General features: G+C 64.8%; 23 protein-coding genes and 1 tRNA gene. 10 read left to right on the top strand and 14 right to left on the bottom strand.

Annotation, left to right across the window (positions count from 1 at the left end):
• Positions 1 to 1,620: 1,620 nt before the first annotated feature.
• Positions 1,621 to 2,460, top strand: coding sequence for a class I SAM-dependent methyltransferase (locus ACZ4TR_RS35920; protein ID WP_465292415.1), 840 nt, complete (start codon positions 1,621 to 1,623; stop codon positions 2,458 to 2,460).
• Between the two features lie 14 nt (positions 2,461 to 2,474).
• On the opposite strand, the gene ACZ4TR_RS35915 is transcribed toward ACZ4TR_RS35920, so the two are convergent.
• From ACZ4TR_RS35915 to ACZ4TR_RS35895, 5 genes are all read right to left on the bottom strand, one after another.
• The gene (locus tag ACZ4TR_RS35915) at positions 2,475 to 3,257 is read right to left on the bottom strand and encodes an LLM class flavin-dependent oxidoreductase (protein ID WP_465292413.1); all 783 of its coding nucleotides are present in this window, start codon (positions 3,255 to 3,257) and stop codon (positions 2,475 to 2,477) included.
• Positions 3,258 to 3,276: 19 nt separating this feature from the next.
• Positions 3,277 to 5,997, bottom strand: a complete 2,721-nt coding sequence (gene fxsT, locus ACZ4TR_RS35910) for an FxSxx-COOH system tetratricopeptide repeat protein (protein WP_465292411.1) — start codon at positions 5,995 to 5,997, stop codon at positions 3,277 to 3,279.
• A 777-nt stretch (positions 5,998 to 6,774) separates the two neighbouring features.
• Complete coding sequence (locus tag ACZ4TR_RS35905; protein WP_465292410.1) at positions 6,775 to 7,137, bottom strand: hypothetical protein; 363 nt, start codon at positions 7,135 to 7,137, stop codon at positions 6,775 to 6,777.
• 98 nt (positions 7,138 to 7,235) lie between these two features.
• Entirely contained in the window at positions 7,236 to 8,111 is an 876-nt protein-coding gene (locus tag ACZ4TR_RS35900) for a Scr1 family TA system antitoxin-like transcriptional regulator (RefSeq protein ID WP_465292408.1), read from the bottom strand.
• Between the two features lie 88 nt (positions 8,112 to 8,199).
• Complete coding sequence (locus ACZ4TR_RS35895) at positions 8,200 to 8,598, bottom strand: MarR family transcriptional regulator (protein ID WP_465292407.1); 399 nt, start codon at positions 8,596 to 8,598, stop codon at positions 8,200 to 8,202.
• A 442-nt stretch (positions 8,599 to 9,040) separates the two neighbouring features.
• Here ACZ4TR_RS35895 and ACZ4TR_RS35890 point away from each other — a divergent pair, with 442 nt between their 5' ends.
• Positions 9,041 to 10,444, top strand: coding sequence for a transcriptional regulator (locus tag ACZ4TR_RS35890; RefSeq protein WP_465292406.1), 1,404 nt, complete (start codon positions 9,041 to 9,043; stop codon positions 10,442 to 10,444).
• Here the strand turns inward: ACZ4TR_RS35890 and ACZ4TR_RS35885 are convergent.
• The 3 genes from ACZ4TR_RS35885 to ACZ4TR_RS35875 all read right to left on the bottom strand — a co-directional run bounded on the left by ACZ4TR_RS35885 (position 10,433) and on the right by ACZ4TR_RS35875 (position 12,867).
• Positions 10,433 to 10,783, bottom strand: a complete 351-nt coding sequence (locus tag ACZ4TR_RS35885) for a signal peptidase I (RefSeq protein ID WP_465292404.1) — start codon at positions 10,781 to 10,783, stop codon at positions 10,433 to 10,435. The two genes, ACZ4TR_RS35890 and ACZ4TR_RS35885, sit on opposite strands and share 12 nt — an antisense overlap.
• Entirely contained in the window at positions 10,780 to 12,342 is a 1,563-nt protein-coding gene (locus ACZ4TR_RS35880; RefSeq protein WP_465292402.1) for a transcriptional regulator, read from the bottom strand. Before ACZ4TR_RS35880 ends, ACZ4TR_RS35885 begins: the two co-directional genes overlap by 4 nt.
• A gap of 144 nt (positions 12,343 to 12,486) precedes the next feature.
• The gene (locus tag ACZ4TR_RS35875) at positions 12,487 to 12,867 is read right to left on the bottom strand and encodes a helix-turn-helix domain-containing protein (RefSeq protein ID WP_020640049.1); all 381 of its coding nucleotides are present in this window, start codon (positions 12,865 to 12,867) and stop codon (positions 12,487 to 12,489) included.
• A gap of 156 nt (positions 12,868 to 13,023) precedes the next feature.
• Here ACZ4TR_RS35875 and ACZ4TR_RS35870 point away from each other — a divergent pair, with 156 nt between their 5' ends.
• The 7 genes from ACZ4TR_RS35870 to ACZ4TR_RS35840 are packed head-to-tail and all read left to right on the top strand — an operon-like array spanning position 13,024 to position 18,580.
• On the top strand, positions 13,024 to 13,212 hold the full coding sequence (locus ACZ4TR_RS35870; protein WP_465292400.1) for an excisionase family DNA-binding protein: 189 nt from the start codon (positions 13,024 to 13,026) through the stop codon (positions 13,210 to 13,212).
• Complete coding sequence (locus ACZ4TR_RS35865) at positions 13,209 to 13,544, top strand: WhiB family transcriptional regulator (RefSeq protein ID WP_465292398.1); 336 nt, start codon at positions 13,209 to 13,211, stop codon at positions 13,542 to 13,544. Before ACZ4TR_RS35870 ends, ACZ4TR_RS35865 begins: the two co-directional genes overlap by 4 nt.
• Complete coding sequence (locus ACZ4TR_RS35860; protein WP_465292396.1) at positions 13,541 to 13,870, top strand: hypothetical protein; 330 nt, start codon at positions 13,541 to 13,543, stop codon at positions 13,868 to 13,870. The genes ACZ4TR_RS35865 and ACZ4TR_RS35860 overlap by 4 nt, the downstream gene beginning before the upstream one ends.
• Positions 13,867 to 14,556: a hypothetical protein gene (locus ACZ4TR_RS35855; protein ID WP_465292395.1), complete on the top strand. Its 690-nt coding sequence runs from the start codon at positions 13,867 to 13,869 to the stop codon at positions 14,554 to 14,556. Before ACZ4TR_RS35860 ends, ACZ4TR_RS35855 begins: the two co-directional genes overlap by 4 nt.
• Positions 14,549 to 16,675 (top strand): cell division protein FtsK, encoded by a 2,127-nt coding sequence (locus ACZ4TR_RS35850; protein WP_465292393.1) that lies wholly within the window; start codon positions 14,549 to 14,551, stop codon positions 16,673 to 16,675. Before ACZ4TR_RS35855 ends, ACZ4TR_RS35850 begins: the two co-directional genes overlap by 8 nt.
• Entirely contained in the window at positions 16,672 to 16,836 is a 165-nt protein-coding gene (locus tag ACZ4TR_RS35845) for a hypothetical protein (protein WP_465292391.1), read from the top strand. Before ACZ4TR_RS35850 ends, ACZ4TR_RS35845 begins: the two co-directional genes overlap by 4 nt.
• A complete protein-coding gene (locus ACZ4TR_RS35840) occupies positions 16,826 to 18,580 on the top strand; it encodes a recombinase family protein (RefSeq protein ID WP_465292390.1) in 1,755 nt (584 codons plus the stop codon). The genes ACZ4TR_RS35845 and ACZ4TR_RS35840 overlap by 11 nt, the downstream gene beginning before the upstream one ends.
• Here ACZ4TR_RS35840 and ACZ4TR_RS35835 read toward each other — a convergent pair.
• The 3 genes from ACZ4TR_RS35835 to ACZ4TR_RS35825 form a co-directional block, all read right to left on the bottom strand.
• A tRNA-Leu gene (locus tag ACZ4TR_RS35835) sits at positions 18,562 to 18,645 on the bottom strand. The genes ACZ4TR_RS35840 and ACZ4TR_RS35835 overlap by 19 nt on opposite strands.
• Positions 18,611 to 20,398, bottom strand: a complete 1,788-nt coding sequence (locus ACZ4TR_RS35830; protein WP_465292388.1) for an AfsR/SARP family transcriptional regulator — start codon at positions 20,396 to 20,398, stop codon at positions 18,611 to 18,613. Before ACZ4TR_RS35830 ends, ACZ4TR_RS35835 begins: the two co-directional genes overlap by 35 nt.
• Positions 20,399 to 20,434: 36 nt before the next feature.
• Positions 20,435 to 21,376, bottom strand: a complete 942-nt coding sequence (locus tag ACZ4TR_RS35825) for an NmrA/HSCARG family protein (RefSeq protein WP_465292386.1) — start codon at positions 21,374 to 21,376, stop codon at positions 20,435 to 20,437.
• 154 nt (positions 21,377 to 21,530) lie between these two features.
• Between ACZ4TR_RS35825 and ACZ4TR_RS35820 the strand changes: the two genes are divergently transcribed.
• Positions 21,531 to 22,310, top strand: a complete 780-nt coding sequence (locus ACZ4TR_RS35820) for a cellulose binding domain-containing protein (protein ID WP_465292384.1) — start codon at positions 21,531 to 21,533, stop codon at positions 22,308 to 22,310.
• Here ACZ4TR_RS35820 and ACZ4TR_RS35815 read toward each other — a convergent pair.
• From ACZ4TR_RS35815 to ACZ4TR_RS35805, 3 genes are all read right to left on the bottom strand, one after another.
• The gene (locus ACZ4TR_RS35815; RefSeq protein ID WP_465292382.1) at positions 22,282 to 23,334 is read right to left on the bottom strand and encodes a cytochrome P450; all 1,053 of its coding nucleotides are present in this window, start codon (positions 23,332 to 23,334) and stop codon (positions 22,282 to 22,284) included. The two genes, ACZ4TR_RS35820 and ACZ4TR_RS35815, sit on opposite strands and share 29 nt — an antisense overlap.
• A 58-nt stretch (positions 23,335 to 23,392) precedes the next feature.
• Positions 23,393 to 23,470, bottom strand: a complete 78-nt coding sequence (locus ACZ4TR_RS35810; RefSeq protein WP_225440239.1) for a tryptorubin family RiPP precursor — start codon at positions 23,468 to 23,470, stop codon at positions 23,393 to 23,395.
• Between the two features lie 133 nt (positions 23,471 to 23,603).
• Entirely contained in the window at positions 23,604 to 24,494 is an 891-nt protein-coding gene (locus ACZ4TR_RS35805) for a LysR family transcriptional regulator (RefSeq protein ID WP_465292381.1), read from the bottom strand.
• Positions 24,495 to 24,558: the final 64 nt, after the last annotated feature.

The following is a 24,558-nucleotide window of genomic DNA, read 5'->3' as shown; positions in this document are numbered from 1 at the left end:
CGCGGTCGCCTCATCCTGACTTACTGAGACTGAGCGTAGCTGCGAAGCCGAGCCGGAAGGGATTAAGTTATGAAAGCGTCAGAGCTTGCCTATCAGACATCAGCACGCGTGACTACATATACCCGATTGCCAACCCTCGACTAATGAATTATGGGCGTTGACGTAAACGTATGATGGAAGCTAAAAACCAACAGGAGAATCAGTGCAATTGCGAGACGCAATAGACTCGGACATTATGCCGCCTAGCTTGACTCACTTCCTTCCCGTTGGCACACTTATCACTGCAAAATCGCTTCAGGACCTAATGGATCGAGCGCTTCTACTTTATTCACAGGAACCACATCTTCACCCATTAACAGATAGCACTCTAGCTCGTATCGCACGTCAAGATTGCATTGACCTGGGTCTCGATCCACGTGAGCCCGCGCGCGCTGAAGCCCTTACCAAACTTGAATCAGGCTCCGCAAAACTGGCCGTAAGCCATCAACCAACATTTCTCGCCTACACCGGCGTCGTTGGCCAGTTCGAGCTAGCCAGTCGTCTTTCAAAATTCACCAAAGATGCCGGATCCGTAATCCTCTACGTCGCTCTCGATGCCGACGACGCGGCCGACTCAAGGATTCACGCAAGCCACTTTCCTTCGATCTTCTGCCACAATGGATCAATTCCGCTCGCGGCAATGTACAAAAGATTCAAGTTCAAAGACATCCCACACTTTATAACTCCACCAGTTTTACCAAGTGACGTCACCCGTTGGCGAAAGTCCATCTTTGGCGTTATTTCACAAGAAGGGGAACTTCCTGGGACACCCTTGAGGGCAGTTCGACAACGACTCGAGGTCGCGACACACAAAATGCTAGGCCTAGCAGCTAGCACTCACTCCTACGCAGCGTTCAACGCTGGAATGATCATCCACGCTGCCCAGAAGCGAGCGAATGTGACCGCCCTACCGATCCGTCTCACGAGCCTTCTGAATTACGCTAATGACCATCTTAGACATCTCGTGAATATCTGGTCGGATGTTAGCCAGACTGCTCGCAGCCAACATGAAATCCTTCGGCATGGAGGCCTTGAATCAAAGATGTCCAATGCTTCTTTTGAATGGCCACTCTGGGTGCTATGCCCTAGATGCCAACACCGCTTTAGAGCACTCTCGCTGAACGATCCACCTCCAACTAGCCATGACTGCGTTACACGCAGCCTTCGAAGTGCTGCAACGTCAGCTGTAACACACTTCCCGCGAGTTCTCCTGGAGGATCTTTTTGTAGAAGCGGTCCTTCGACCACTAGTAACGTTGACCTACTCCGGCAGCGCCAATCACGTGATCCTTTCACAATGGACGAGTCAAGAAGTCTATGGTCGCCCAATGTCTAGCTACACTTCGCGTCCAGTCCAAGCTATGTATGGACCTGCCGTCAGCGCGAAACTCCACCACGCTGCACCAACAGCGACTGTCCGCCAAAACGTCCAAGAGCGCGTGAAATTTGGTCGAGAGTCCCTCCTCTATCCTACTCTCTATCCACAAAGTCTGTCGACGTTGAGTTGGCCCAGACTGCAATCGAGTGACCTCGAACCTCAGTAGATCACACCTTGGAGGCCTTGATCGACAAGGAGGATTAAATGTCACCAGCAATACCCTTTAATATCACCTGCGCACGAGTACGTCGCATGATTCAGGTTATGGAACAATTGGGAGTTGCCCAGGTTACAACACAAGTTCGCGAGCATCTCGACGCATGTACACAATGCTGGAGAGCATACAACGCGGCACGGTGGCGCATAAGCGATGGATCACAGGAGGTTCTAGAGCTGCGCGAATTCCTCGGAGACCAATTCATCTACGGCATCGACGCCTCGACCAAGCTCGCAGAAGACTGGCGCACTAAGCCGCGGAAAGCAATCAAAGAGGTTGAAGAGTTCTATATGCATACGCCGTGGTATGCGTATAATCTCGTCATTTGGAAGGCTAGCGGCAGACGCCCAGACTACGTCGGAATGGCATACAGTGCACTAAGAGCTCTCGGCGTTACGAGGATCCTTGACTTCGGCGCCGGCGTGGGTACCGACACATTGCAGTTCGAAGCCTTAGGTTTTGACGTGATAGCCGTGGACTTTGACAATCTGGCTTCTCGCTTCCTTCGTTACCGCCTAGATTCCCGCGGCGCCAGAGGCGCACGCTTTCTTCTGCCGCACGAGGCCACAAGAACGGACTACGAAGGACGCATCTTGTGGTGCATGGATGTCGTCGAGCATCTTCCTGATCCCGAAAGTATTTTATCTCCTATTCTTCAGACGGTCAGAGGCGTCGTCGTCAGCTCCGAACATTCGGGCAAGTCTAACGGACGCCAAGATTTCCACTTTGACCACTCCGATGAAAGACTGTCGAGCCTCTGGAGGCAGGCCGGCTTAGTGAGAAGTGACCTGATATCCAAGGAGAGTCCTCTGAGTCTCTTCGTTTAAATGCGTCGAGTACACTACACTGATGAACGAATCAGTTCCATTGCAGCCAAGGCGCCAGCGAACTGCGAAGAGAAAGGTGGATAAACATGCATAATGATGCGATCGATTGACGCTTCAACCCACCTTTTGACATTTTCCACCGAGCGACATTTATCGTCGTCGACCCGAAGTCGAGTCGATATCGAGAATCGCTTGCATTCAAGAAGTCGAGAACGCGCGAAATCAATCAACTTCAGCGGATCCTGCACGTGCGACTCGATGTCCATCCCATCTGCGATCTCCGTTGCTAGTGCGGCCATTTTGCAACCGTGAACACCGAGGACAATATCGGGATGAGGCATCGGCTCAAGAAATCCTTCTCTGAGAGTCCAGGTTGAGCGAATACTCGCTACCGCATGCCGCACGTTGCCTCGCCTCTCTTGATCGCACGGAACTTGGCGATTGAGCCTTGCCTGTTCCTTGGAGAAAATATTGCGTGGACCTGGACCGGCCCCTAGGCCAAGTATCAAGCGTCCTGAAGAAACATGATGGAGCGTCGCGGCCATAACCGCTAACGAGCCAGGGTCTCTGTTTGCAACATTCAGAACCATGGGTCCGACAGAGATTCTGGAAGTAACTGCAGCTAGGGCGGAGACCACAGTCCACGCCTCTAGCGAATGAGGTGCGCCGTACTCGCGGCCGCTGAAATGATCCCAAGTCCAAACCCCGTCGAATCCGACATGCTCTGCCCAAATTGCGGCGCTCTGCATATCTGGCCAGCTCGCACCGAATGGGACAAGGAGTAGATCGACCTTCATAAACTTCCTTCCCAAATTTCTAACTATCGTTCCTACCGTCAGGTGGCTCGATATCAAGAGATAGGGATTCCCTACTTTCTTGCGTCTCGTGGTTTAGTCCTCCGAGGATTCTGGACCGAATGTCCAGCGCTTCCGCATCGAGTGTGACTGCTTCGCTGACCCTTCCAAGACGTCGTAAGTCGGACGCCGACCAACTAAGACTCCGTGCAGTATCAGGGTGCCCGTCAGGATATAGACTTCGCCACGCCTCAAGTGCAGACATCTCGAACTCCAACGCGTGCAAGAAATCTTTTGCTACCCTGTAGTCCCTGGCGATGCTTGAGAGAGAACGCGCAACGGTTGGGTGGTTGTCGCCGAACAATCGTCGACGCATTTCCAGGGCCGCTTGGTGATTCTGCAACGCCAGACCGAGATTGCCTAGTTCACGCAGATCGGAACCAATCATGTCGAGACTCCAGGCCACCTCGGGGTTGTCACCGACGTAGAGTCGCCGGCGGACTGACAATGCTTCCCGATCTAGCTCCAATGCCTTTTCGTAAGCACCCAGGCAGTGGTAGTCGTACGCCAGGCTGTCGATTGTCCAAGCTATTTCAGGTCGATCGCCATGAAAAGCCTCTCTCCACAAGGAGAGCGCCTCGATATGCATGTCACGCGACCGCTCATAGTGCCCTAGCCGACGAAGAGACACTGCGAGATTCTCAAGCGTCCAGGCACGTCGACTATCTTTGATGTTCAACCTTTTCCACAGATCGAGCGCCTTGATGTGCAGGTCCTTTGCCTGCTCGTATTTTCCTTGCACGTGGAGGTCATGAGCAACTTCGCTTAGTAGCGCGGCCAAGTCCGCCGAGTCGTTTCCATCGACCTTCATAATCGCGAGAGCGCGAGAGTGTACGGCGAATGCCTCGCTATAATGACCGAGGATGCGATGGACGGCGCCCAACTCTGTCATGCACGCTGCCACCTCCCTCCCATCTGTGACACCCAAGCTGGGCCAATCAATCTCGATAGCGAGCTTAAGGTGACGAAGTGCTTCGCCAAGATCGGCGCCCGTCGCCGTGAGGTAAGTCCCAAACCAAGTTCTAAGTCTGGCGCTGTGAATGGTTGCCGTTTTCAACTCTCCCGCATGTGAAAGTGCAGACTGAACGTGCGGAGATATGGCCCGGCAACGCGGCCAGTCGTCAGGAGATTTCGGATTGGGAAGGTTGTAGGCAAGACCTTGCAGCAGGTCATGTATTGTCATTTTCCGCATCGGCCCATCAAGTCGATCTCGACATACTGTTTGAGTGAGGCTGTGTATTCCAGGGTTTTCGGGAAGTTCGGTGACCAGGCCGTACCTTCCAAGTATGGCGACCGCTTCAGCCCAGTCCAAGGGGTCATGTTGATTCAATTCAAGTGACTGCTTGCTGAGATGCTCGATCGGCACCTGATCTGCTGCACAGAACGCCAGGCTATTCATAATCTTAGCAGCGAGCAAAGAAGATGAAGCTACCCGATCGAGAGTGGACGAAATAGTAGCATAGATTGACACAGGGTAAACCAAAGGGTATCCGCGCTTCAGTAGATTCGCCCCGCTCTGTTCAGCGTGCGCTAAGTACGATGACAGGGTAATTCGCTGCTGACTTGCGTAAAGGCCAGCCTGATCGAGGGCCAGCGGGAGGCACCCTAGATGTTTCGCCAATCGTCGTGCGCTCAGGCTGTCGTTGTCTCCGCTGCGAAGTGCGAGGAGCGCGGCGGCGCTGGACACATCAAACGGTCCAACATAAATAGGCTCGGCGATGCCGCTCCATGACTCGTTAAGGGACGTCACGAGTACATGACCTCCAATAGAGGAAGGTATGTAGCAACTAATTGTTTCGGGTGCTTCAGCGTTGTCAAAAACAAGAATCCATCGGCCCGTAGCGGACAAGTGAGCGAGCACGCGATCGATGACTACGTCTTCCTGAATGGTGACATCGTGACCCAACGCGTAGCCAAGGTTGGTAAGTCCATCTTTAGTGGTTTGACGGCTACTCGCATTGATCCACCAACGTATCTTGTATCGACTAGCGGAGTTTTGAAGGAATCGTCGGGCAATCTGCGATTTCCCGACGCCTGGGTAGCCGACCAGCGCGACTACAGTTGAGTCTGCCGTAGGCAGATCTTTTGCCAGCTCGACACTTATCGATTTAAGGATGTCTTCACGACCAAGGAAACCGGAGACCGACGGCGCCACGTTGCTAACTACCTGCACCTTATGCGCAGGAAGATGGTAATTACGATTCTTTACGTCTGGTAGTGTGGCTTCGTTATCTCTAGCATGACTGCGTGCGGCATCGAAAAGTTTGAACCAATAGGTAGAATTAGGCTTGCGTCCGGCCCAGCTGTGCCAGACCTGAACAAGCCCCCACAGCCGGTCCCAGTCGTGTGGAACAGTTGTGAGTTGTTGATCTGCAAGCCAATCGCTGATGCGCTGGCCACCTGCTCCAAGCTCGACGCCGTGGGTGACCTTGGCTTCCTTCGCTGCCTCGCGCCGCGACACAGGTCTGCGGATTGCTCGACGGGCAGCCACCGCTTCCTGCTCGAGCTGCTGCAGGGCTGCACGGAGGGCGACCCGTCCGGTTTGACGCATTGAGCTCGATCCTCTCGATCCTGACTCGATGGTCACTCCTGGAGCGCCCGCCTTGCCCGGAGCGGGCACCTGGGCAGTCGCAGGATCAGTACCTAGACCTGCAACGTAGCCGTCTGGCAGCGTGACTTCCAACCGGATCGCCCTGGATTTGGGGACGGGCAGGTGGGCGTCGTCCCAACCTCATCGCGTGCCCTTCCGCTCAGGAGGGCGTTCGAGGAGGTCTCGTGTCAACCACGTCCGCCGGATACGACGTCATAGCCGCTGCAGGGGAACCAGGGCCTGGGCTTACACAGATCGTCGCATGTGCGTATGTCGCCGTACCGTTACTCGCGGTTTTGGCGGCGGTAATCGTGCTCGTCTGGCACGGTGTGCGCGGCACCGATCCCGGCCCTGCTGGCCAGATGCTCATCTCACTTGTGCGTATCGTTCTACGCCGTTCGACCAGCTTTGAACCAAAGTTCGGACCTACCGCAAATCAAGGTACAGAAGATCCAGCAGCACAAGAATAGCTTCGGTCATCACCGGGGTTGCGCAGCAGTCGCGGACGGGCGCTCGACCTTCACAGAAGGTGCGGTGGCGACTTCGGGTCTGCCCAGGGTCAGGTTAAGCCAGTCGGTCACAGAGGCCGGCTCGGCAAGCGCGGACAGGATCATCGCCGGACACGAGGGCGCGGCGCGCGTCGGCAGCTGCTGGTCCTGCCCGGTTAAGCAGGACTAGCAGCCGACGGGCAGCGAGCAGGGCACGGCAGGCGTGTTGGCGGCACGCCGGGCCGTGATAGGTCGCCGACGCCCCCGTCCGTGGGCCAGGCAGCCTCTTGCCGCAGCCGGCGCGGACCGATTTGGCCGGGCTGAGCCCTCCAGCCTTTCGGGACGATGACACAGTGTGCCGACCTCATTGTCATGAGAGATGTCACGAATATCGCCGTCGCAGCCGTCCCGCGGACCATCGCGCCGTCACATTCCCTGTGACGGCCACAAAGACGCATTTACCAGCGTAGATGTTGTTCCTGGCAGCTGTGACGAGCGCACTTGAACCCGTCACAGCCGTCACATATAGGCGCTGCGCACCGGACTTGAGGCCGAGACAGACCACCTGCCACATCAGGCGATCGGCGGATCGGAGTTCGCCAAAACCGTACGTCTCGCCGCAGTATGCGGTCAGTGGCTCAACGACGATGGATCCGATCTTGCTGAGGTGGAATCCCCTGCTCACGTCGATAGATGGCGTCGCAGCGCTCGCGCTGACGAGGAATTCGGCGCCGTCGACGCTCACGGGATGGCTGGAACACCGCGGCTCCGGAGGCACCGCAGAGCATCGTGATGACCTGCCCGGGTACAGGGATCTCGGTCAGACGGGTCCGATGCCACTCGTCATCGATCACCGGGTGTAGCGCGAGCGGGTCGATATAGATCGCCGCGGTCATCACGACCTCTAATCGGCGCAGGTGTACCGAACGCGTCGGCATTTCCAAACTCGTCGATAAGGCGTCGCAAGAGGGTCTTCGCCGTGTCGCGGTAGCAGCTCAGCAGCTTTCGGTCGGTCAGGTACGTGTTGCAGTAGTGGTGGCCGAGCACCACAGCAATCGGATCGGATTGATCCTCGAAGAGCGTGAAGGCGCCGACCGATTTCAGCACCGTCTCCGTTGACGGCACGATCCGGACCGTCACGTGCTTGAGTTGCGCCGCCGCGCGAAGGTGTTCAATCTGCTCGTCGCGCAGGTCGTCCATGCCGTGAAATGCCTGGTCAGCGATCAGGAATACGTAGCGACGGTTCCCGTCGTTCAGTGCTTGCTGGCGGACTTGTCGGCTCAGCAGGTCCATGTCCCTGCGATCGTCCTGCACCACGGTCTTGTCAAGCACTCGTTCGGCATACGCTCGGGTCTGGAGAAGCTCGGGAATGCACGACGGTGCCCACTCCACGACGCGGCTTGAGAGCTGCTCATACGTCCACAGCAGGTGCCCTAGCTGCGGATCAGACTGGTCGACCAGGTTCGCGTCGCCGACGTGCGGGGCGAGCGCCATCACCCGGTCGTACTCGGCCCACTCGACCCGGAGATACCCGAGGATCCATGCCACAGCGGTCTCCGGCGCGACTTTGATTCCCAGCTCCCACGCCGAGAGCGTCGCGGGATGAACACCGATCTTCTCGGCCAGTCTCCGCAGGCCGATTCCACGGCGCTTGCGGGCGTCGCGCAGGCTGCTGCTGACAGCAACCGTGGCGGGCGGACGGATGATCGGCTTGGGCATCTTCAGGTCCTTGCTGGGGATGTTGGTGGCAGAGGCGCGCACGTGAGCTGCGGTTCGAGACCCGTCTGGGTGGGTTGGTGCTCGACCGCTATGGCGGGTTCTCGGCGGGGAGCGCAGCTCGTACGTCCGCGACCAGAGCACCGGCCGTTGCCGCGACCGTTTTCAGAGCGCCGATGTGCTCCAGCAGCCGGTCCAAGCCGAGCGGGGTAAGGCGGAGCTCGCGGGGTTCAGCGCGCGACTGGAGGTAGCCAGACGCGCGCAGGAACTCGATGTGCAGTTCGAGGTCGGGCGTGGGAAGCCCCAAAGCCTGCTGAACGGCGAGTTGCGAACGCCAGCTGGTGTCGGCCAGCAGGCAGGCGATGAACAGGCGGACCGGCTGGAGCAACAACGCGTCGAGGTCCGTACGCGCCAAGGGAGAGATCGGCGTCATCGTCGCCTCACCGCGACGCGAGCGGAGGCGTTCACGAGTCCACGGCACGTCGGACATGAACGGTCGGCCGGAGCCAGGCAGGAGTGAATCAGCACTTCGTGGCCGCAGAGTGAGCGGTACCGGCCTTGCTGGAGGCGGATGCCGCGCAGGAACTCCTCGTCCGTGACCGCGTGCGTCATGCCGTCCAGCACGCACCGGTACCAGCTGATGTAGAGCGCTGAGTGCAGCGACCTGCAGCTAGTGCCTGTCACGTCCACTCCCTTCGACCTCGCGAGTTGATGAAATCAGTCAAACGACTGTCAGATTCGACGACCAGAGCAGCAGCGCGGCAGTTGTGCGGCGCCTACACCGCACTAGCAGCTCTGAGCTGCAGTTACTGCTGCTACATTGACCCCGTCACGCGAGGTTGGGAGGTCGGTCATGCACGTAGGGCGACGTCGAGATGGGCTGATCTCAGCTCGTAAGGTCGCCGGCCTCACTCAAGAGGGCTTGGCGAAACGTGCTGCACGTCGACCGGTCGACCGTTGCTCGCTGGGAGGCGGGCGACTACGTGCCACTCCCCTACCTCTGGCCGAAGCTCGCGAGCGTGCTCGGTCGTTCACGAGACGAGCTGCAGACCCTGATCGGCCCGAGCGCTGCCACAGAGGAGTTCAGCCCGGACGACTCGTTCGAAGCGGCGTTCACGTGGCTGGATCGGCACGCCGGGTGGCCACTGGGGCGAGCCCGTGAACAGGTGCACGCGCGCGCCGCCGCCTCAACTCGGAACCGGCCGCATCCACCGCGAAGCGTCATCGCGGATGCCTTGGCTGGCTACTACGCGCCGCCGACCAGCGACCACCGGCCATACGCCGCGCGCTGCGGTCGGGTGGAGGTGACCACCAGCGTCCTTACGCGGCCGACATGGCTGGATCTCGCCTGCTCGCTCACGCCCACGGGCGAGCACACCGCCTTCGAGGGTGGCAGAGTGAGGCCACCGGCGGTGGTCGATGAGCGAGCTGCGGTGCAGCGTCTCGCGGATGCAGCAGCGTCCGGCATCCGGATCGCCGACGTTCCCCTGTACCGGCTGATCGAAGTCGACCCGCGGCTCGGGGCACTGCGGACGAAGGTCGGGATCGCGTCGTTCGCCGAGTACGCGCTTAGCGTTGACCTGCTGGAACGCGAGTTGATCGAGCACTTGGCGAGCGGTCGCGCCGCGCGTCCAGGACACATGCCGCTCCGGGACCGCCAACTTCCTGACGTGACCGCGGTGCTCGACCTGCCCGGCCGTCTCTGCGCGGGTGGCGTGCTGGCGTTGACAGCGATCGCGCGGCCAGCGGACCCGCTCCGTGGTGGCGCCGACTTCGTGCTGCTGGTGCAGAAGAGGTCAGCGCAGGTTGTGAACACGGCCAATCGTCTGTCGGTGATCCCGAAAAGCTTCCATGGGCCGCTCGCGGACCGGCGAGGCGACGCCCGGATCGGCGTCACCCTGCGCCGTGAGCTTGAGGAGGAGCTGTTCGGCAGGACCGACGTCGACCGATCCGCCGGAGATCTCAGGGTCGCTGATCCTATGCACCCGACCAGGCTTTCCGCTCCGATGCGGTGGCTGACCGAACAGCCCGGCCGGCTGCGGATGGAGTGCACCGGGTTCGGGCTCAACCTGGTCAGCGGGAACTACGAGTTCGCCAGCCTGGTCGTGATCGAGGATGAGGAGTTCTGGCCGCGGTTCGGTGGCGACGTGGAGGCGAACTGGGAGGCAGCGGGGCTACAGCAGTATTCGACGCTCGACGGCGACTTGATCACCGAACTGATCGGTGATGAAAACTGGAGCAACGAAGGACTGTTCGCGTTTCTCCAGGGTTTACGTCGCCTCGCGGAGATCGGCGGCGATCGAGTGGAGATTCCCGCCGTCGAATTAGGTTGCTGAAGGCCAACGAACGGTCAACACGACCGAATCCGCCAACGCTTCCCACGAATGGTCGACGCCCGGGCCCCACATCACGTAGTCACCCTGGCGCGTCATAATCTTGCCGCCGCCGGTGACCTCTACGCGGAACTCGCCGGAGATCAGCATCACCAGCGTGGTTCGCTGGTCGTCGGACGTCCACTCAGGACGCTTATCGCCCGCAGGGTGGTTGGCCCACTTGATTTCGACGTCCTTGGATGCGCGGACGCCCTGCGACGGGTCGATGAAGTGACCGACCAACCAGCCGCGCGTGTCGGCCGCGTCCTCGTTGGCATTGCCGGCGGTCCAACCGTCACTCACTGGCCTATCTCCCATTCTATCGCAGGCAGTTTCACGCGCTCTCCACCGATTTCCGCAAGGCACCGCAGCCCTTGCGTCATGGCGAACAGTCCTTCGTTGCTCCACGCTACATCACCCAACAACTCGGTGACGAGTTCCGCATCAGTAGTCGAATACTGACGAAGAGTCGCGGATTCCCAGTTCGCTTCGACCACTCCGCCGTAGCGTGTCCAGAATTCTTCGTCGTCGATGACGATCAGGCTGGCGAACTCGTAGTTCCCGCTCACGAGGTTTAGGCCGAAGCCGGTGCACTCCATCCGTAGGCGGCCGGGCTCGGCGAGGAGCCAGCGCATCGGCTCCGTGAGCCTGGTTGGGTGCATCGGGTCCGCGGTCAGCGTGTCGGCGACGGTGTTGTCAGCGTCTGGCCGGCCGAACAACTCCTCTTCCATCTCTCGTCGCAGGGTGGCGCCGATCTGGGTTTCTCGCCGGACGTCGGTGAGCGGCTGGTGGAAGCCCTTCGGGATGACGGCGAGCCGGCGCGTGGCGTTGAGTACGTGGCCGGAGCGTTCCTGGACCAAGAGCACGTAGTCCGCTTCGCCGCGGTACGGGTCGGCCGGCCGCGCGATGGCCGTCAACGCGAGGGCTCCGCCTGCGCAGAGTCGGCCGCCGACGTCCAGGACGGCTCCGAGGTCTGGGAGGTAGCGATCACGCAGGGGCAGCGACGTCGTGTCGCCGGCCGCGAGCGCGTCGAGCAGCTCGCCTTCGAGCAGGTCTATCGTCAGGGCGTAGTGGACGAAGTGGTCCACGCCGAACGTGCCGCCGAGGTGGCGTTCATGGATGTCCGTGCTCAATAGTCGGTAGAGCGGCGCGTTCATGAGCCGCGTGTTCATGGCCACCGTCTCGGCCAGCCGGTTAACCGCTGCATTCGTCGCGTGCTCGTCGAGCACTTCTCGCGGGTCCGGCCGGGCGCTCGCGATCGTGAGCCCGTCGTGCGGCGGGCGTAGTTCGCACGCCAGGTCGAGCCAATCAGCGCAGGTCAGGATGCTGGTGTTCACGGCCTGGTCACCGCAGCTTCCGGCGTACAAGCCGTGGTCACCGTGGTGCCGGCCGTAGTACTCGGCGAGTGCGTCGGTCACGGCGCGCTGGTCGACCCATGCGCGGCGCGTGGCCCGGGCGTACGCCTCCTGCGCGTCGACGCGCGCAGCCTGCTCGGCTACGGCGCGGCGTGCAGCGCCGGGGCTTCGGTAGGCGTGCTGGTCGAGCCATTCGAGAGCTGCGCCGATGTGGGGGTCCGCAGCAAGTCGCCGGTCGGCTTCCTTTGTGTCCGGCCTGGTGTGGACGGCCGGCCCGTCGCCGGTCAGCTCGGCGAAGCGCGCACGCTCGGCGTCCGACGCCCGCTCATACGCGGTATCGAGAACCTGCTGCATCTCCGACTGCGGGCGAAGTTCCGGCTTCTGATGCCATGACGCGACCGTGCGCGCGCCGATTCCGAGTTTCTCGGCGAATTTCTCATTGCTCAGCCGCAACGCGGATTGCAGCGCCGACGCTGACCGTCCGGTCCAACCGCCTACCCCGCTCATTGCAGCCCCAGAGCGCTCTTGTGCAGCGGATATGCAGTGGTTGCGCACTGCTCCTGCACTGGTTGTGCATGGGATCGGACGTCGTTTCGGCCTTGAATTCTAGGTATGGAAATCACCTGGTTCACCAGCCCGAATCGCCCGTCGCTAACGCTTCGGCTTCACGTGCTCGACCACGGTCGCGAGGCTCGTTTGGACGTCCTCCAGCCGATCGGTGATCTCGGCCAGGCGCTGTTCCAGTGCGTCCAGTCGGGACCACAGCTCGTGGCCGTCGTCGGCCGGCTCATCCGGGTGGGGCGGGGTGCGGTTTTGCAGCACGGCCAGCAGATGCTGCGGGTGCCAGCCCAGGGTCGTCGACAGCGCTTCGAGCGTGCGCGCGCTCCTGCGGCGCTCCACCGTGTGGTGCTGGAGCTCGCGCACGATCGCCTGCGACACGTGCGAACGCTCGGCCAGCTCGCGTTGTCGCCAGCCGAGTTCGTTCACGCGCATGTTGATGGCCTTGGCGACTGCCGCCCAGTCCTCCGTCACGTATTCCTCCGCGCTCCGCCTCAGCGCCGAGATTAGCGGTTCTTCAAGCCTTCACCACGTCGCTTAGCACTTCGTCGGCGGCGCGTCGGACAAACGCGCCCTTCGAAGAGCTGAAATCAACAACATAATCTTGAAATCATCAGATTGGTCTTTCTCATGAACTCGCACATCACCTTTCACACCATTCGAGAAGCGGCCTGGCTGCTCGGCGTCTCCCGCGCTGCGGTGAGCCAGGCCATCCGGACGCGCGAGCTGCGCGCCACCCGGTGCCGTTCCGGGCTCCGTGTGTCGTCGACCGAGCTGGCCCGTCTGCTCGGGTCGCGTCAGGCCGGAGGTGCCGCATGAGCGCCGACGACCTGCAGTTGATCGGGATCGCCTGGCGGCTGGACCGGCTGCGCTGGGTGCCGACCCAAGTCCTGACCGACGTCGTGACCAGCGAAGGAGTCTGTATGTGGCCCCCGCCGGAAGACGGGCCACCTGACGCTGACAGCGACGGCGAGCTGGCCGATCGGCTGTGCGGCGGGTGCCCTGTACGGGACGAATGCCTGGAGCTGGAGTTGCGGACGGCCGGCGTCGACACGGTCGGTGTCTGGGGCGGGATGACCGACGACGATCGGCGCGCGTTGTACCCGCTCTGGCTGCGTCGTGGCGAGCGGACCGATCGGGGTTCGCGATGAACGGACTCACCGTGACGCCCACGCAGATTCTCGCCGGTGTCGGCGTGCTGCTTGTGCTGTTCTGGGTCTGGCGGGCGGGTTCCCGCCGGGCGAAGGCCGCAGCGGAAGCTGCCCGGTCTGGAGCGCGGCTCGTGTCGCTGGCCGGACGGGTGCTGTTCAACGCCGGGCTGATCGTCGCCGTCCAGTGGGTGGTGATCGCTCACCCGGGTAGCCCGTGGCTTCTGTTCGCCGTGCTCGGGCTGCCCGCGCTGTTCGCGTCCTACGCGCTGACCCGCGCCATGACCGTGACCACGGTCGACACCTCGAAGCGGGGTGGTCGGCGATGAACCGGGCGCAACGGCTCGCGCAGGACGCGGCCGAAGCCGCGGAAGTGCGCGCTTACCAGACCGATCCGGACGTCGTCGCGCTGCGGATCGAGCGCGTTCGACGGCAGGTCGATTGGATGTGCTGGTCCGGGATTGTGCTCGGGCTGGCTTTCACGATGACCAACGTCCAGGGCTTCGCGTCGTCCGGCACACGGCCGGGGTCGTTGCCGTGGCTGGCTGCATGGGTGCTGGACCCGACCGTCTCGCTCGTCCTGCTTGCGATCCTGCGAGCTGAGCAAGTGACCGCGCGGTACCAGGTCAAGACGGGCGCGTGGGTGCGGCGGGCGAAGTGGTTCACGCTCGCGGCTACGTACGTCATGAACACCTGGACGTCGTTCGCGGCCGGAGAAGCTGCCTCGATCGTGCTGCACTCGGTGCCGCCGCTCGTCGTGTTCGTCGCCGTCGAGGCGATCACCGACCTGCGGGACAAGCTGACCGATGCCGTACTGGTTGCTGCCGAGCGGCGTCCCGTTCAGCAGGAGACCGGCGGGCGTGTGCTGTTCGCCGACTACCTCGCCATTGCTCGGGAGATCTGGACACCGGACGTCGAGATCACGCCGGCGTGGGTGCGGCGGGCAACCGGGTGCTCGCGTGGCCTGTCGCCCCGGCTGGCGCGGGCTCTGCGGGCGGAGGTGGGCCATGACTGACTCGTTGCCGGTCAAAGCCGATCCCGTGCTCGACGGCGAACTGGTCGACGACACGTTGCCGCAGCCGCGTCCGCGCGCAGCGAAGAGGAATCGCTTCGTGTGGTGGTGGCTGCATTCGCCGCGAGTCCCGTTGTGGCTCAAGAGCAAGGCTCAGGCGAGGCAAGCGCTCAAGGATGCCGTGGTTTGGCTGGTGCTGTCGCCGTTGAGGTTCCTCGGTGCCGTGGTGCGCGGTGTCGTGGTCGGCGCGCGGTGGTGGCGCGGTTGGGTGACCGTCCGGGACTACCGGACGGCGGCCGAGGAGTCGGAGAAGCTTGCCGACAAGTTCACCGAGATTCGGGCGCTGACATTGTTCCGGTGGAAGGTCACAGGTGCAGTCGTGGTCGTGACGGCCGTGGCGGTCGCCATCGTCGATCTCGTGTACGGAGCCGATCCTTTGTGGATCGGCAGCGCCGGCGCCGCAGTCGCACTCGCGATCTTCGGGCGAAGGAAGGACGGCAGTCCTGGCCGCAAGCGAGCGCTCGCCGGGCCGCGGACGTTGACCTGGACGATGGACCCGCAAGTCCTGGTGGACGCGTTCCGCGACGCGAAGCTGATCGGCAAGGACGAGACGTTGCGGCTCGTCGAGCGTGCAACGCGCGTCGGCGACGGTTGGGCGGTCACCGTCGATCTCCCTGCCACCCGCAAGGCGGCTGACGTGGTGAAGAACCGGGACGCGCTCGCGTCGGCTCTCGCGGTTGATGAGGTACAGCTCATCGTGGAGCGTGTCCGGGGCAATGGCGGCCACGCCGGGCGCGTATCGATGTGGGTCGCCGACGAAGACCCGTACAGCTCGCCGCCGTTGCGGACGCCGCTGCTCGGCGTGACGCAGTGGGACGCGTGGCGGCCGATCCCGTTCGGACGCGACGCCCGAGACCGGCGGATCGACCTTCCGCTGGTGTGGACGTCGCTGCTGGTGGGTGCGATTCCACGGCAGGGTAAGACGTTCGCCGCGCGGCTCGCGGCGGCTGGACTCATCTTGGACGCGTGGGTGCGGCTGTACGTGGCGGACTTCAAGGCCGGGAAGGACTGGGACGCGGCCGGATTGGTGGCGCATCGGTTCATGTCCGGCGACGAACCCGAACACGTTCTGGCGCTTGTGGACTGGCTGATTGAGCTGGTCGGCGAGGTCCAGACGCGGTTCCGGCGGATGCGCGACCGGGACGACCTCACGTGTCCGGAATCGAAGGTCACACCGGAGATGTCCCGCGATAAGGCGCTGAACATGCCGATCACGGCCATTTTCATCGATGAGGTTCAGGTTCCGCTGGAGGATCGCACCCCCGTCGACGTGCAAGGCAAGAAGCTCACGGCGGGCGAGTACATCGGCGAGCTGCTGACGTGGCTGGCGAAGAAGGGGCCGGCCGCTGGGATCGTCCTGGTGCTCGCCACACAGCGGCCGGACTCGAAGACGATCCCGTCGGGGCTGCGGGCGGTGCTCGGGTCGCGGTTCGCCCTGCGGGTGATGGACTGGCGCGACTCGAACATCGTGCTCGGCGAGCAGATGAACACGCGCGGGTTCGACTCCAGCCGACTGCTGCCCTCCCACAAAGGCGTCGGCATCCTTCGGCCGGACGGCGACACGTCAGCCGGCGCCGACGTGCTGGCCATGACGGTTCGGACCTACTACATGCCAAACGAGGACTGGCGGACCATCTGCGAGCAGGGCCGGACGATGCGCGAGGCGGCCAGGACGCTCACCGGGCACGCAGCCGGGCAGGACACCATGCCGGTGCTTGACCACGCGGCCGCGGTCAGGGCAATTAGTGCAGGTCACGCGGCTGAGTCGCCTGGTGAACTGCCCGACGTACTCGCGTCGCTCGTCGAGTGCTTGGGAGACGATCTCGGACCGGACGGTAGGGACTTCGTGGCGACAGCCGAGTTGCTGGACGTTCTGGAAATCGACTCCCGGACGTTCGCGCAGCAGATGGCCGAGGTGGGGTGCCGGCCGACGCGCGACCGCGTGATCGGCGAGGACGGCGAGACGCGGCAGGTCCGCGGGTACCGAACGGCTGAAATCAGAAGCGCGATCAGCCGGGCGGCCGCTGGCGCCAGCATCGCAGACGAGGACGGCCGACCATGAGCGCCGCTCGTTCCGAAGAGCCGCAGATCCGGGTTATCCTACCTGCGGGATTGCCTGAGCTGACGCCTGCAGTCGCGCGTGCACTGCTGGCCGTTCTGATCGAGGTTACTGAGGTGCCGGTGCTCGACGTTCCGGCGGAGGAGGTGAACCGTGGCAGCTGAAATCATCAGCGATCCGTGGGCAACACTGGATGACATCCTGGGCCTTGAGGTCGCCGACGTGACAGACGACGGAATCGGAAACCTGGCGGGCTACGGCCGGTGCTCGACCGAGGACAACCAAGACCCGGAGACCTCGCGCGGCTGGCAGTTCGGGAACGCTCGCAAGTTCGTCGAGCCGCTCGGCGGGCAGATCGTGGCGGAGTTCTTCGACGTCGGGCAGTCACGGTCTGTCCCGTGGGAACGACGAACCGAGGGCGCACGGCTGCTCGCCGAGTTGAAGAATCCGCGCCGCGGATGGGATGGGATCGTCGTCGGCGAGGGGACGCGGTGTTGGTTCGGTAACCAGTTCTCGCTCATCGCGCCGAAGTTCGCTGCCTACGGGGTTGACCTGTGGGTGCCGGAACTGGGCGGGAAGTACGACCCGCGTAACCCGTCCCACAAGATGCTCATGAGCGTGCTCGGCGGAATGAGCGAGTCCGAACGCCAGCACGTTCAGGCTCGCGTCCGCGCCGCGATGGATGCCCAGGTGATCAACGAAGGACGACACCAGGGCGGCCGGGCGCCGTACGGGTACGTCGTCGTCGACAGCGGTCCGCATCCGAACCCGCGGAAGGCTGCTGAGGGGTTCAAGCTGCGGGTGCTGGCGATCGATGAGTCGACGGCGGACGTCGTGCAACGAATCTTCGCCGAATACCTCGACGGCAACGGCGATCGAGCGATCGCCAACCTGCTCAACCGCGACGGCATTCCTTGTCCCTCCGCGCATCGGCCGGACCAGAATCGGCACCGGCTTGCCGACGGCTGGCAAGGAAGCTCAGTACGAGCGATCCTCGATAACCCGCGATACACCGGCTACGCCATCTTCGGGCGCTGGACGAAGCACGAGACGTTGCTTGACCCGGAAGACGTCGCCGCGGGCCACGTGGTGCGATTCAAGCGCGCGGCGCCGGACCGGATTGTGCGGTCACGCGAGCAGGCGCATCCGGCGATCGTCTCCGTGGAGACGTTCACGCAAGCTCAACTACTGCGGCGGTCGAAGTCGGCGGGTGGGTTGAAGACGGCACGCAAGGCCGAGCGAGGCGCCCGGAAGACCGCGCGGTCCTACCTCCTGCGCGGACTGGTCCGATGTGGAATCTGCGGCCGGAAGATGCAAGGCGCGACGATCAGGAAGGGTGCCTACTACCGCTGCACGTCGAGGACCATGGCGCCCGGCTCACTGGCGCTGGCGAATCATCCGAAGACGGTCAACTTGCGCGAAGGCGTGGTCGTCGAGGCGCTCAGCGGATGGCTTCACGAGCTGTTCCACCCGGACAACCGCGACCGGACGGCGGCCGCGCTACTCGGGTCGGACGGCAATCAGGCCGGCGGTGGCGCGTTGGACGCGGTGAGAAACAGGCTGGCGGACGCGGAGGCAAGGCTTCAGCGGTATCAGGCCGCCATCGCGGCCGGAGTGGAGCCCGAAGCACTCGTCGACCCGATCAACCAGGCACAGGCCGAACGAGCCACCGCGAAAGCACAGATCGAGAGTCTTCCGGCAGGCACGAGCGTGTCAACAGCTGAGGTCTACGCGAGGATTGATCAGCTCGGCGACGTCTGTGGAACGCTGGCCGATGGAACCACGGCCGGCCTGAGCCGCCTGTATCGGGCCCTGAACCTGGAGCTACGCTACGAACCAAAAGAGCTGGCCGTCTATGCGACGACCAGCCCGGGTGTAGATAGTGCGTGTGTCCGAGGGGGGACTTGAACCCCCACGCCCGTTAAGGGCACTAGCACCTCAAGCTAGCGCGTCTGCCATTCCGCCACTCGGACCTGCTGAAGAAAGAGTATACGGCCGCCCGGTGGGCTTGTTCAGGGGGGTCTGGATCCGGCCGGAAGCAGGCTCTGGCATCATCGGCGAGTTTTGGATCTGCTGCATCGATTCAGCGCCACGGCTCCGGGCGAACATGCGGAGCGGCTCCTGATAGCTGTAGCGGGACGGGCCGGCCGGGTCCAGTAAGTGCGCGTCCACCAGGGACTCCAGCAGGGTTGTCGTGTCTGCCAGGCCCAGCTCCAGGACCTCGGACGCCGTCTCTGCCGAGAACGTCGGGAACGCTGACAACCTCGAGAATGCCCGGGCCTGCCAGGGGGACAGCTCCGCCAGCGCCGACTCGTACGGCTTCTCGATCGCCTGGCACTCCGGGGGTGTTGCCGGTGCGCCCGGGGCCGGGCGGCCCACTCGCTCCAGTGCCTCGGCCAGCGTCCAGGCCGGGCGGGCCGCCAGGCGCGCGCCTATTGCCTGGATCACCTGGGGCAAGCCCGCTGTGTGGGACAGCAGCGTTCGCGCCTCCGGCAGCTCGCGGTTCACTCGCTCCGGGCCCAAAAGTCCAGTGAGCAGCGCCACCGAGTCCGGGAGGTCCAGGCCGCCCAACTTGGTCCAGTGGGCGTGGGCCAGGTCGTACCGGCGGCGGCGGGACGTGATCATCACCGCCGGGCCTCCGGCTCCCGGGAGCAGGGAACGGAGGTCGTCCGTGGGGCGGGCGTTGTCCAGGATCACCAGCAGCCGGCGGCCGGTCGTTCGGGTTCGCCACAGGGCCGCGCGTTCGCTCAACGAAGGCGGGGAGTCCGGCACACCGATGCCGCGCAACAGCTCCGACAAGGGGTCCGCTGACGTGGACATGTCCAGGAACAGGCGGCCGTCCGGAAAACTCGGGGTCAGGGCGTGGCCCAGGTGGACCGCCAAGGTCGTCTTGCCGATGGCCGCCAGGCCCTCGATACCGACTACCGACGCCCTGGTCAGCGCTTCGGAGAGCGCCGCGATCTCCGGCACGCGGCCGACGAACTCCGGGAGGTCCGGGGGTAGCTGCGACGGGCGGGACATCGGCGCCAGCGACGGGTCCGCCGCGAGGATGCGGCGCTGCATCTCCTGCAGTTCGGGGCCCGGGTACAGGCCCAGTTCGGACTCGAGGAGGCGCTGCATCCGGGCGTAGACGTCCAGGGCCTCGGCCTGACGGCCCGAGCGGTACAGCGCCAGCATCTGCAGCTCGCGGGGCCGCTCGCGCAACGGCTGCTCCGCGATCAAGCCGGACAGAGCCGCCACCGCTTCGACGTGCCGACCGGCCTCGATGTCGGCCGCCGCCAGGTCTTCGAGGGCTGTCAGGTGCAGCTCGGACAGGCGGACGCGTGCGGCCTCCGCGTAGTCGCCGTTCATCCCGGCCAACGGCGTGCCGTGCCATAAAAGCAGCGCCGCGCGCAAGGACTCGGGGTCGGACGAAGACAGCAGGCGCTCGAACTCCGTGACGTCCAGGGCGGCCGGCCGGATCGCGTAGCCGCCGCCGGCGGACTCGATCGGCACGCCCGCGTGCCGCAGACGCGATACGTACGAGCGCACCATGCCGATCGCCGCCCGCGGCTCGGCGCCGCCCCACAACGCCGAGACCAGCTGGGACGGCGACAGCGGCGTGCCCTCCTGCAGGAGCAGCACCGCCAGCGCCGCCCGCTGCTGGGGCGGGCCCAGCTCGACCTCGGCGTCGCCGCGCCACGCCCGGACCGGGCCCAGGACTTCGAACCGCATCGCTTCGGTCACGCAGAGCGCAACCGGCCGCCGCGGAGCGGTATTCCGTCACAGCCCCTGGAAGGCCTCCCGGTGCCCGGCGAGCCAGGTGGCGAAGTCCTGCAGCCGCGGGTTCAGCTCCCGCACCGCCTCCGGGTCGCGCGCGCCGGCGAACGCGTCTTCGTGCTCGGTGTAGTAGAAGAACATGTTCGAGAGGTCGTCGGCGCTCGGGAAGCCCGCCGCCCGCAGCGCCTCGACGCTCATCGGCCGGTAGGCGACGTCGGTGCCGAGCTCCTTGGCGAACGCCGCCGCGTACTCCTCGCCGGTCAGGTTCTCGCCCGAGATGCTGATCGTCTGCCCCGCCAGCGACGGGCCCTTCACCAAGACGCCGAACGCCGTCCGGCCGATGTCCTCCGCGGCGATGCCCGGCAGCCGGCGGTCGGCCATCGGCAGGTGCAGCGCGAGGACGCCGTCGTCGTCGCGGACCGGGCGGAAGAAGTCGACGAAGGCCTCGAAGTAGAACGTCGTCGAGAGGAACGTCGTCGGCACGCTCGCCTCGACGAAGTACTTCTCGGCCTCGGCCTTGCTGTCGAAGTGCGGGACCTTGTACCGCTCGTGGAGCGTCGGCACGCGGTCGTCGCGCAGGTGCAGGCGCGTGTCCGGCAGGGTCGACCAGATCACGTGCCGCAGCCCCGCGGCCTTCGCGGCCGCCGCCATCGCGCGGGCCTGCTGCTGCTCACGCTCGACGGAGTTGTACTCCCAGAACGCGGTGACCAGGTAGGCGCCGTACGCGCCTTCGAAGGCTTTCGTGAGGCTCGCTTCGTCGTCGAGGTCCGCGGCGACGACTTCGGCGCCCCGCGCGGCCAGTGCCTTCGCGGCCGGCGAATCCGGGTTGCGCGTGAGCGCACGCAGGGCGAACCGCCGCTCCGGGTCGTCGAGGATCGCGCGGGCCACCCCGCCACCCTGCTGGCCGGTCGCGCCCACGACGGCGATGATCTTCTGCTCGGACATCGGGAACCTCCTGGGATCGGGCCGGGCGTTCCGGCCACCGCTCCAGGTAAGCGCGGCGAGATGCACGGCGGGTGCACGCCGCGTGCACGCGGTTTACAAGACCCGCCGGGGTTTCTAGGATTCGCCGGTCGGGCCGCAGAACTGGAGGATCCGGATGGCGCGTGCCGGTCGGCGGCAGGACGACGAGATCTCGGTCGCCGAGCTGCTCCGCGAGACCGGGGCGACGCCGCGCTCGCTCGGCGGGCCGCCCGAGACCACGCCCGCCCGCGACGAGGACACCGGCGACGGCTACCGCGAACGCCTCGAGCAACGCGCCCGGGAAGCGGCCGCGGCGCAGCAGCGGGCCGGCCGGCGGATCCGGTGGGTTTCCGCGGTCGGCGGCGCCGTCGTGGTGCTCGGCAGCCTCGTGGTCATCGCGGTCGCGTCCGAAAGCTCCCCGGGCCGGCAGGCGGCGCTCGCCCCGGACTCGCTCGCGCCCGCGACGACTCCACGGCCGACGACGCCGGCCCCGGCGAGACCGAGTCCGACGCCGAGTCCGACGCCGATCCCGACCGTGCTGCGGCAGACCGAGGCTCCCCCACCCCGCACCCAGGCGCCGCCGCCGGTCGAAGCCGCGCCGTGCGTCGTGCGCTTTTCCGTGACGGACCAGTGGAACGACGGCTTCACCGCCGGCGTCGCCATCACCAACAAGGGCAGCGCGACGCTCTCGCCGTGGACGCTGTCCTGGACGTTCACCGCCGGCCAGCGGGTCACTCACGGCTGGGACGGCAAGTACGGCCAAAGCGGCAGCCGCGTCACGGTGACCCCCGAGTCCTACAACGCCACCCTCGCACCGGGCGCGACCGTCGGCACCGGCTTCAACGGCGCCTTCGACCACGGCAACCCGGCGCCCACGGGGTTCACCCTCAACGGCGCCCGCTGCGACGTGGGCTGACGACCTTCACGTCGGCCAGCTCCAGCAGGCCGTCGAGCTCGACGTGCGCGCGAGTGCGCCGCGGATCGGGCACCAGGCCCTCGGCGCGGACGACGTCGAGCAGCCGGCTCGCCAGCGGCAGCACCAGGTGCCGGCCCCAGCAGCGCTCGGTGACGTGCCCGAACGGCAGGTAGCCCGGGTGGCGGTCGGCGTCGAGGTCCGCCCAGCGCCGCGGCCGGAACTCGTCCGGCGCCTCCCAGAGCTTCGGGGAGCGGTGGCTCAGCAGCGGCAGCAGCAGGACGTCGTCGCCCGGGGTGATGCGGGCGTCCACCTCGGTGAACTCCGGCGAGCGGACGCGCAGGATGTTCCACGACGGCGGCAGGAGCCGCAGAGTCTCGTTGATGACGTACTCGTTGGGGACGTCGTCGTCGAACGGCGCGCCCAGCCAGACCGCGTTGGTCACCAGCGCGGCGACGGTGAAGCAGATCGGCCCGGCGACCCGGCGGTAGAGGTACATCCGGAAGCGCCGCTCGGCCAGGGTCTCGGCGGCCACGACCTGCCGTGCGAGGGTCGAAAGCGGCACGCCGGGAGCGGGTGGGCGGACCAGCGCGGCGCCGGCGGTGACGGCCGACCACGTCAGCTTCGGCGTCAGTTCCAGGCGGCGGTCGACGAGCACGCGGAACCGCCGGAGCTCCGGGCCGAAGACGAACCGGCGCAGGTGGGCGTGGGGCACGGCCGGCCACGCGCCCGTGAGGTCGGGGCGGTCGGCGGGCCGCTTCAGCGCGGCTCGCACGTCCGCGCCCAGGGCCTGCATGAGGCTCGCGGACTCGGCGCGGGTCACCTCGCGGTCCAGCACCGGCTTGAACGTCGGCCGCTCCTCCGCGCCGGCCGGGCGGGCGCGCAGGACGGCGTCCATCAGCGCCGGATCGGCGATCCCGACGGTGTCCGGTTCGAGCCGGAAGAGCCCGCTCTCGCGGTGGTCGCGCAGCAGTCGTTCCAGGCGGGGCGCGAAGACGACCGCGCGGTGGGCGGGGGCGATGACCACGTTCGGCACTCCTCGGGGAGAAACGGCCGGTCCCGGTGACCGGGACCGGCCGCGGTGATCAGATCCAGCCGTACCAGGCGTAGGCCTTCAGGCTTTTCTTGGGAAGCGCTTTCTTGACCAGGCGGACGAGCTTCACCGGATTCCTCCCTAGCTCGGTTGTCAGAACCGTGATCGACACTGGCAGCACCGGAACGGTTCCGCACGAAGCACTACACGTTCGGCCCAGACCTTTCGGCGTGAAATGGGCACCAAGGAAAATGCGTGTTGAATCAGCTGAGCACTTCGCGCATGAATGTCACAAGCCAATGCTGTGCCGGGCTGCGCGCGTGCGTGTGGCGCGTGTACACCGAAACCTGCGCGGGCTCCACGTCCATCGGCAGCTCGAACAGCCGGACGCGGTGCTGGGCCGCGAACATCTCCGCCACCAGGCGCGGCACCATCGCCACCAGCTCGCCGTCCTGCACGAGGTACGGCAGGGCCGCGAACCGGGTCACCTCCAGGACCACCCGGCCGAGCAGCCCGCACGCCTCCAGCGCGCGGCGGGGGCCGTCGTGGCCGGTCGGGCCGAACACCGTCACGTGGCGCTCCGCCGCCAGCTCGTCGAACTCCACCGACGAGCCCAGGCGCGGGTGATCGGCCGCGACCATCCCCAGGTAGCCCTCGGAGAACAGCGGGACCCGCGCCACGCGCTGCGAGCTGATCAGCGGCGACGCGATGAACGCGTCGATCTCGCCGCGGCCGAGCTGGTCGGCCGCGCGGTCGACGTCCAGCGGCCGGACGGTGAGCGTGACGCCGGGCGCCTGTGCGGGCAGCGCCGCCATCAGGCGCGGCAGCAGCGAGATCTCCCCCAGGTCCGACAGGCACAGCGTGAACGCCGCCCGGGCCGTCGACGGCGAGAACGACCACGCGCCGCTGACCGCCGTCTCGATGCCGGACAGCGCGCTGTGCAGCGGTTCGTAGAGCGCGCGAGCCGTCGTCGTCGGCACCAGGCCGCCGCCCGTGCGGCGGAACAGCTCGTCGGAGAACCGGCGCCGCAGCTTCTGCAGGCTGTAGCTGATCGTCGGCTGCGTGACGTGCAGGGACTCCGCCGTCGCGGTCACGCTGCGGGTCTCGTAGAGCAGCACGAACGTGCGCACCAGGTTGAGGTCGAAATCCCGCATCATCGATCCTGTCTATATGAGTAGACGACAACATTTATTGGAACACAGGCGGCGACCTCCCTAG

The organism is Amycolatopsis sp. NPDC028719, from assembly GCF_055565395.1.
The sequence above is the reverse complement of the archived record's forward strand: the minus strand, read 5'-3'. Positions and strand labels throughout refer to the sequence as shown.

Coding starts and splice junctions, on each gene's coding strand:
- ACZ4TR_RS35920 (WP_465292415.1), top strand. CDS start 1,621: ATGTCACCAGCAATACCCTTTAATATCACCTGCGCACGAGTACGTCGC.
- ACZ4TR_RS35915 (WP_465292413.1), bottom strand. CDS start 3,257: ATGAAGGTCGATCTACTCCTTGTCCCATTCGGTGCGAGCTGGCCAGAT.
- ACZ4TR_RS35900 (WP_465292408.1), bottom strand. CDS start 8,111: ATGCCCAAGCCGATCATCCGTCCGCCCGCCACGGTTGCTGTCAGCAGC.
- ACZ4TR_RS35895 (WP_465292407.1), bottom strand. CDS start 8,598: ATGTCCGACGTGCCGTGGACTCGTGAACGCCTCCGCTCGCGTCGCGGT.
- ACZ4TR_RS35880 (WP_465292402.1), bottom strand. CDS start 12,342: ATGAGCGGGGTAGGCGGTTGGACCGGACGGTCAGCGTCGGCGCTGCAA.
- ACZ4TR_RS35870 (WP_465292400.1), top strand. CDS start 13,024: ATGAACTCGCACATCACCTTTCACACCATTCGAGAAGCGGCCTGGCTG.
- ACZ4TR_RS35865 (WP_465292398.1), top strand. CDS start 13,209: ATGAGCGCCGACGACCTGCAGTTGATCGGGATCGCCTGGCGGCTGGAC.
- ACZ4TR_RS35860 (WP_465292396.1), top strand. CDS start 13,541: ATGAACGGACTCACCGTGACGCCCACGCAGATTCTCGCCGGTGTCGGC.
- ACZ4TR_RS35855 (WP_465292395.1), top strand. CDS start 13,867: ATGAACCGGGCGCAACGGCTCGCGCAGGACGCGGCCGAAGCCGCGGAA.
- ACZ4TR_RS35850 (WP_465292393.1), top strand. CDS start 14,549: ATGACTGACTCGTTGCCGGTCAAAGCCGATCCCGTGCTCGACGGCGAA.
- ACZ4TR_RS35845 (WP_465292391.1), top strand. CDS start 16,672: ATGAGCGCCGCTCGTTCCGAAGAGCCGCAGATCCGGGTTATCCTACCT.
- ACZ4TR_RS35825 (WP_465292386.1), bottom strand. CDS start 21,376: ATGTCCGAGCAGAAGATCATCGCCGTCGTGGGCGCGACCGGCCAGCAG.
- ACZ4TR_RS35820 (WP_465292384.1), top strand. CDS start 21,531: ATGGCGCGTGCCGGTCGGCGGCAGGACGACGAGATCTCGGTCGCCGAG.
- ACZ4TR_RS35805 (WP_465292381.1), bottom strand. CDS start 24,494: ATGCGGGATTTCGACCTCAACCTGGTGCGCACGTTCGTGCTGCTCTAC.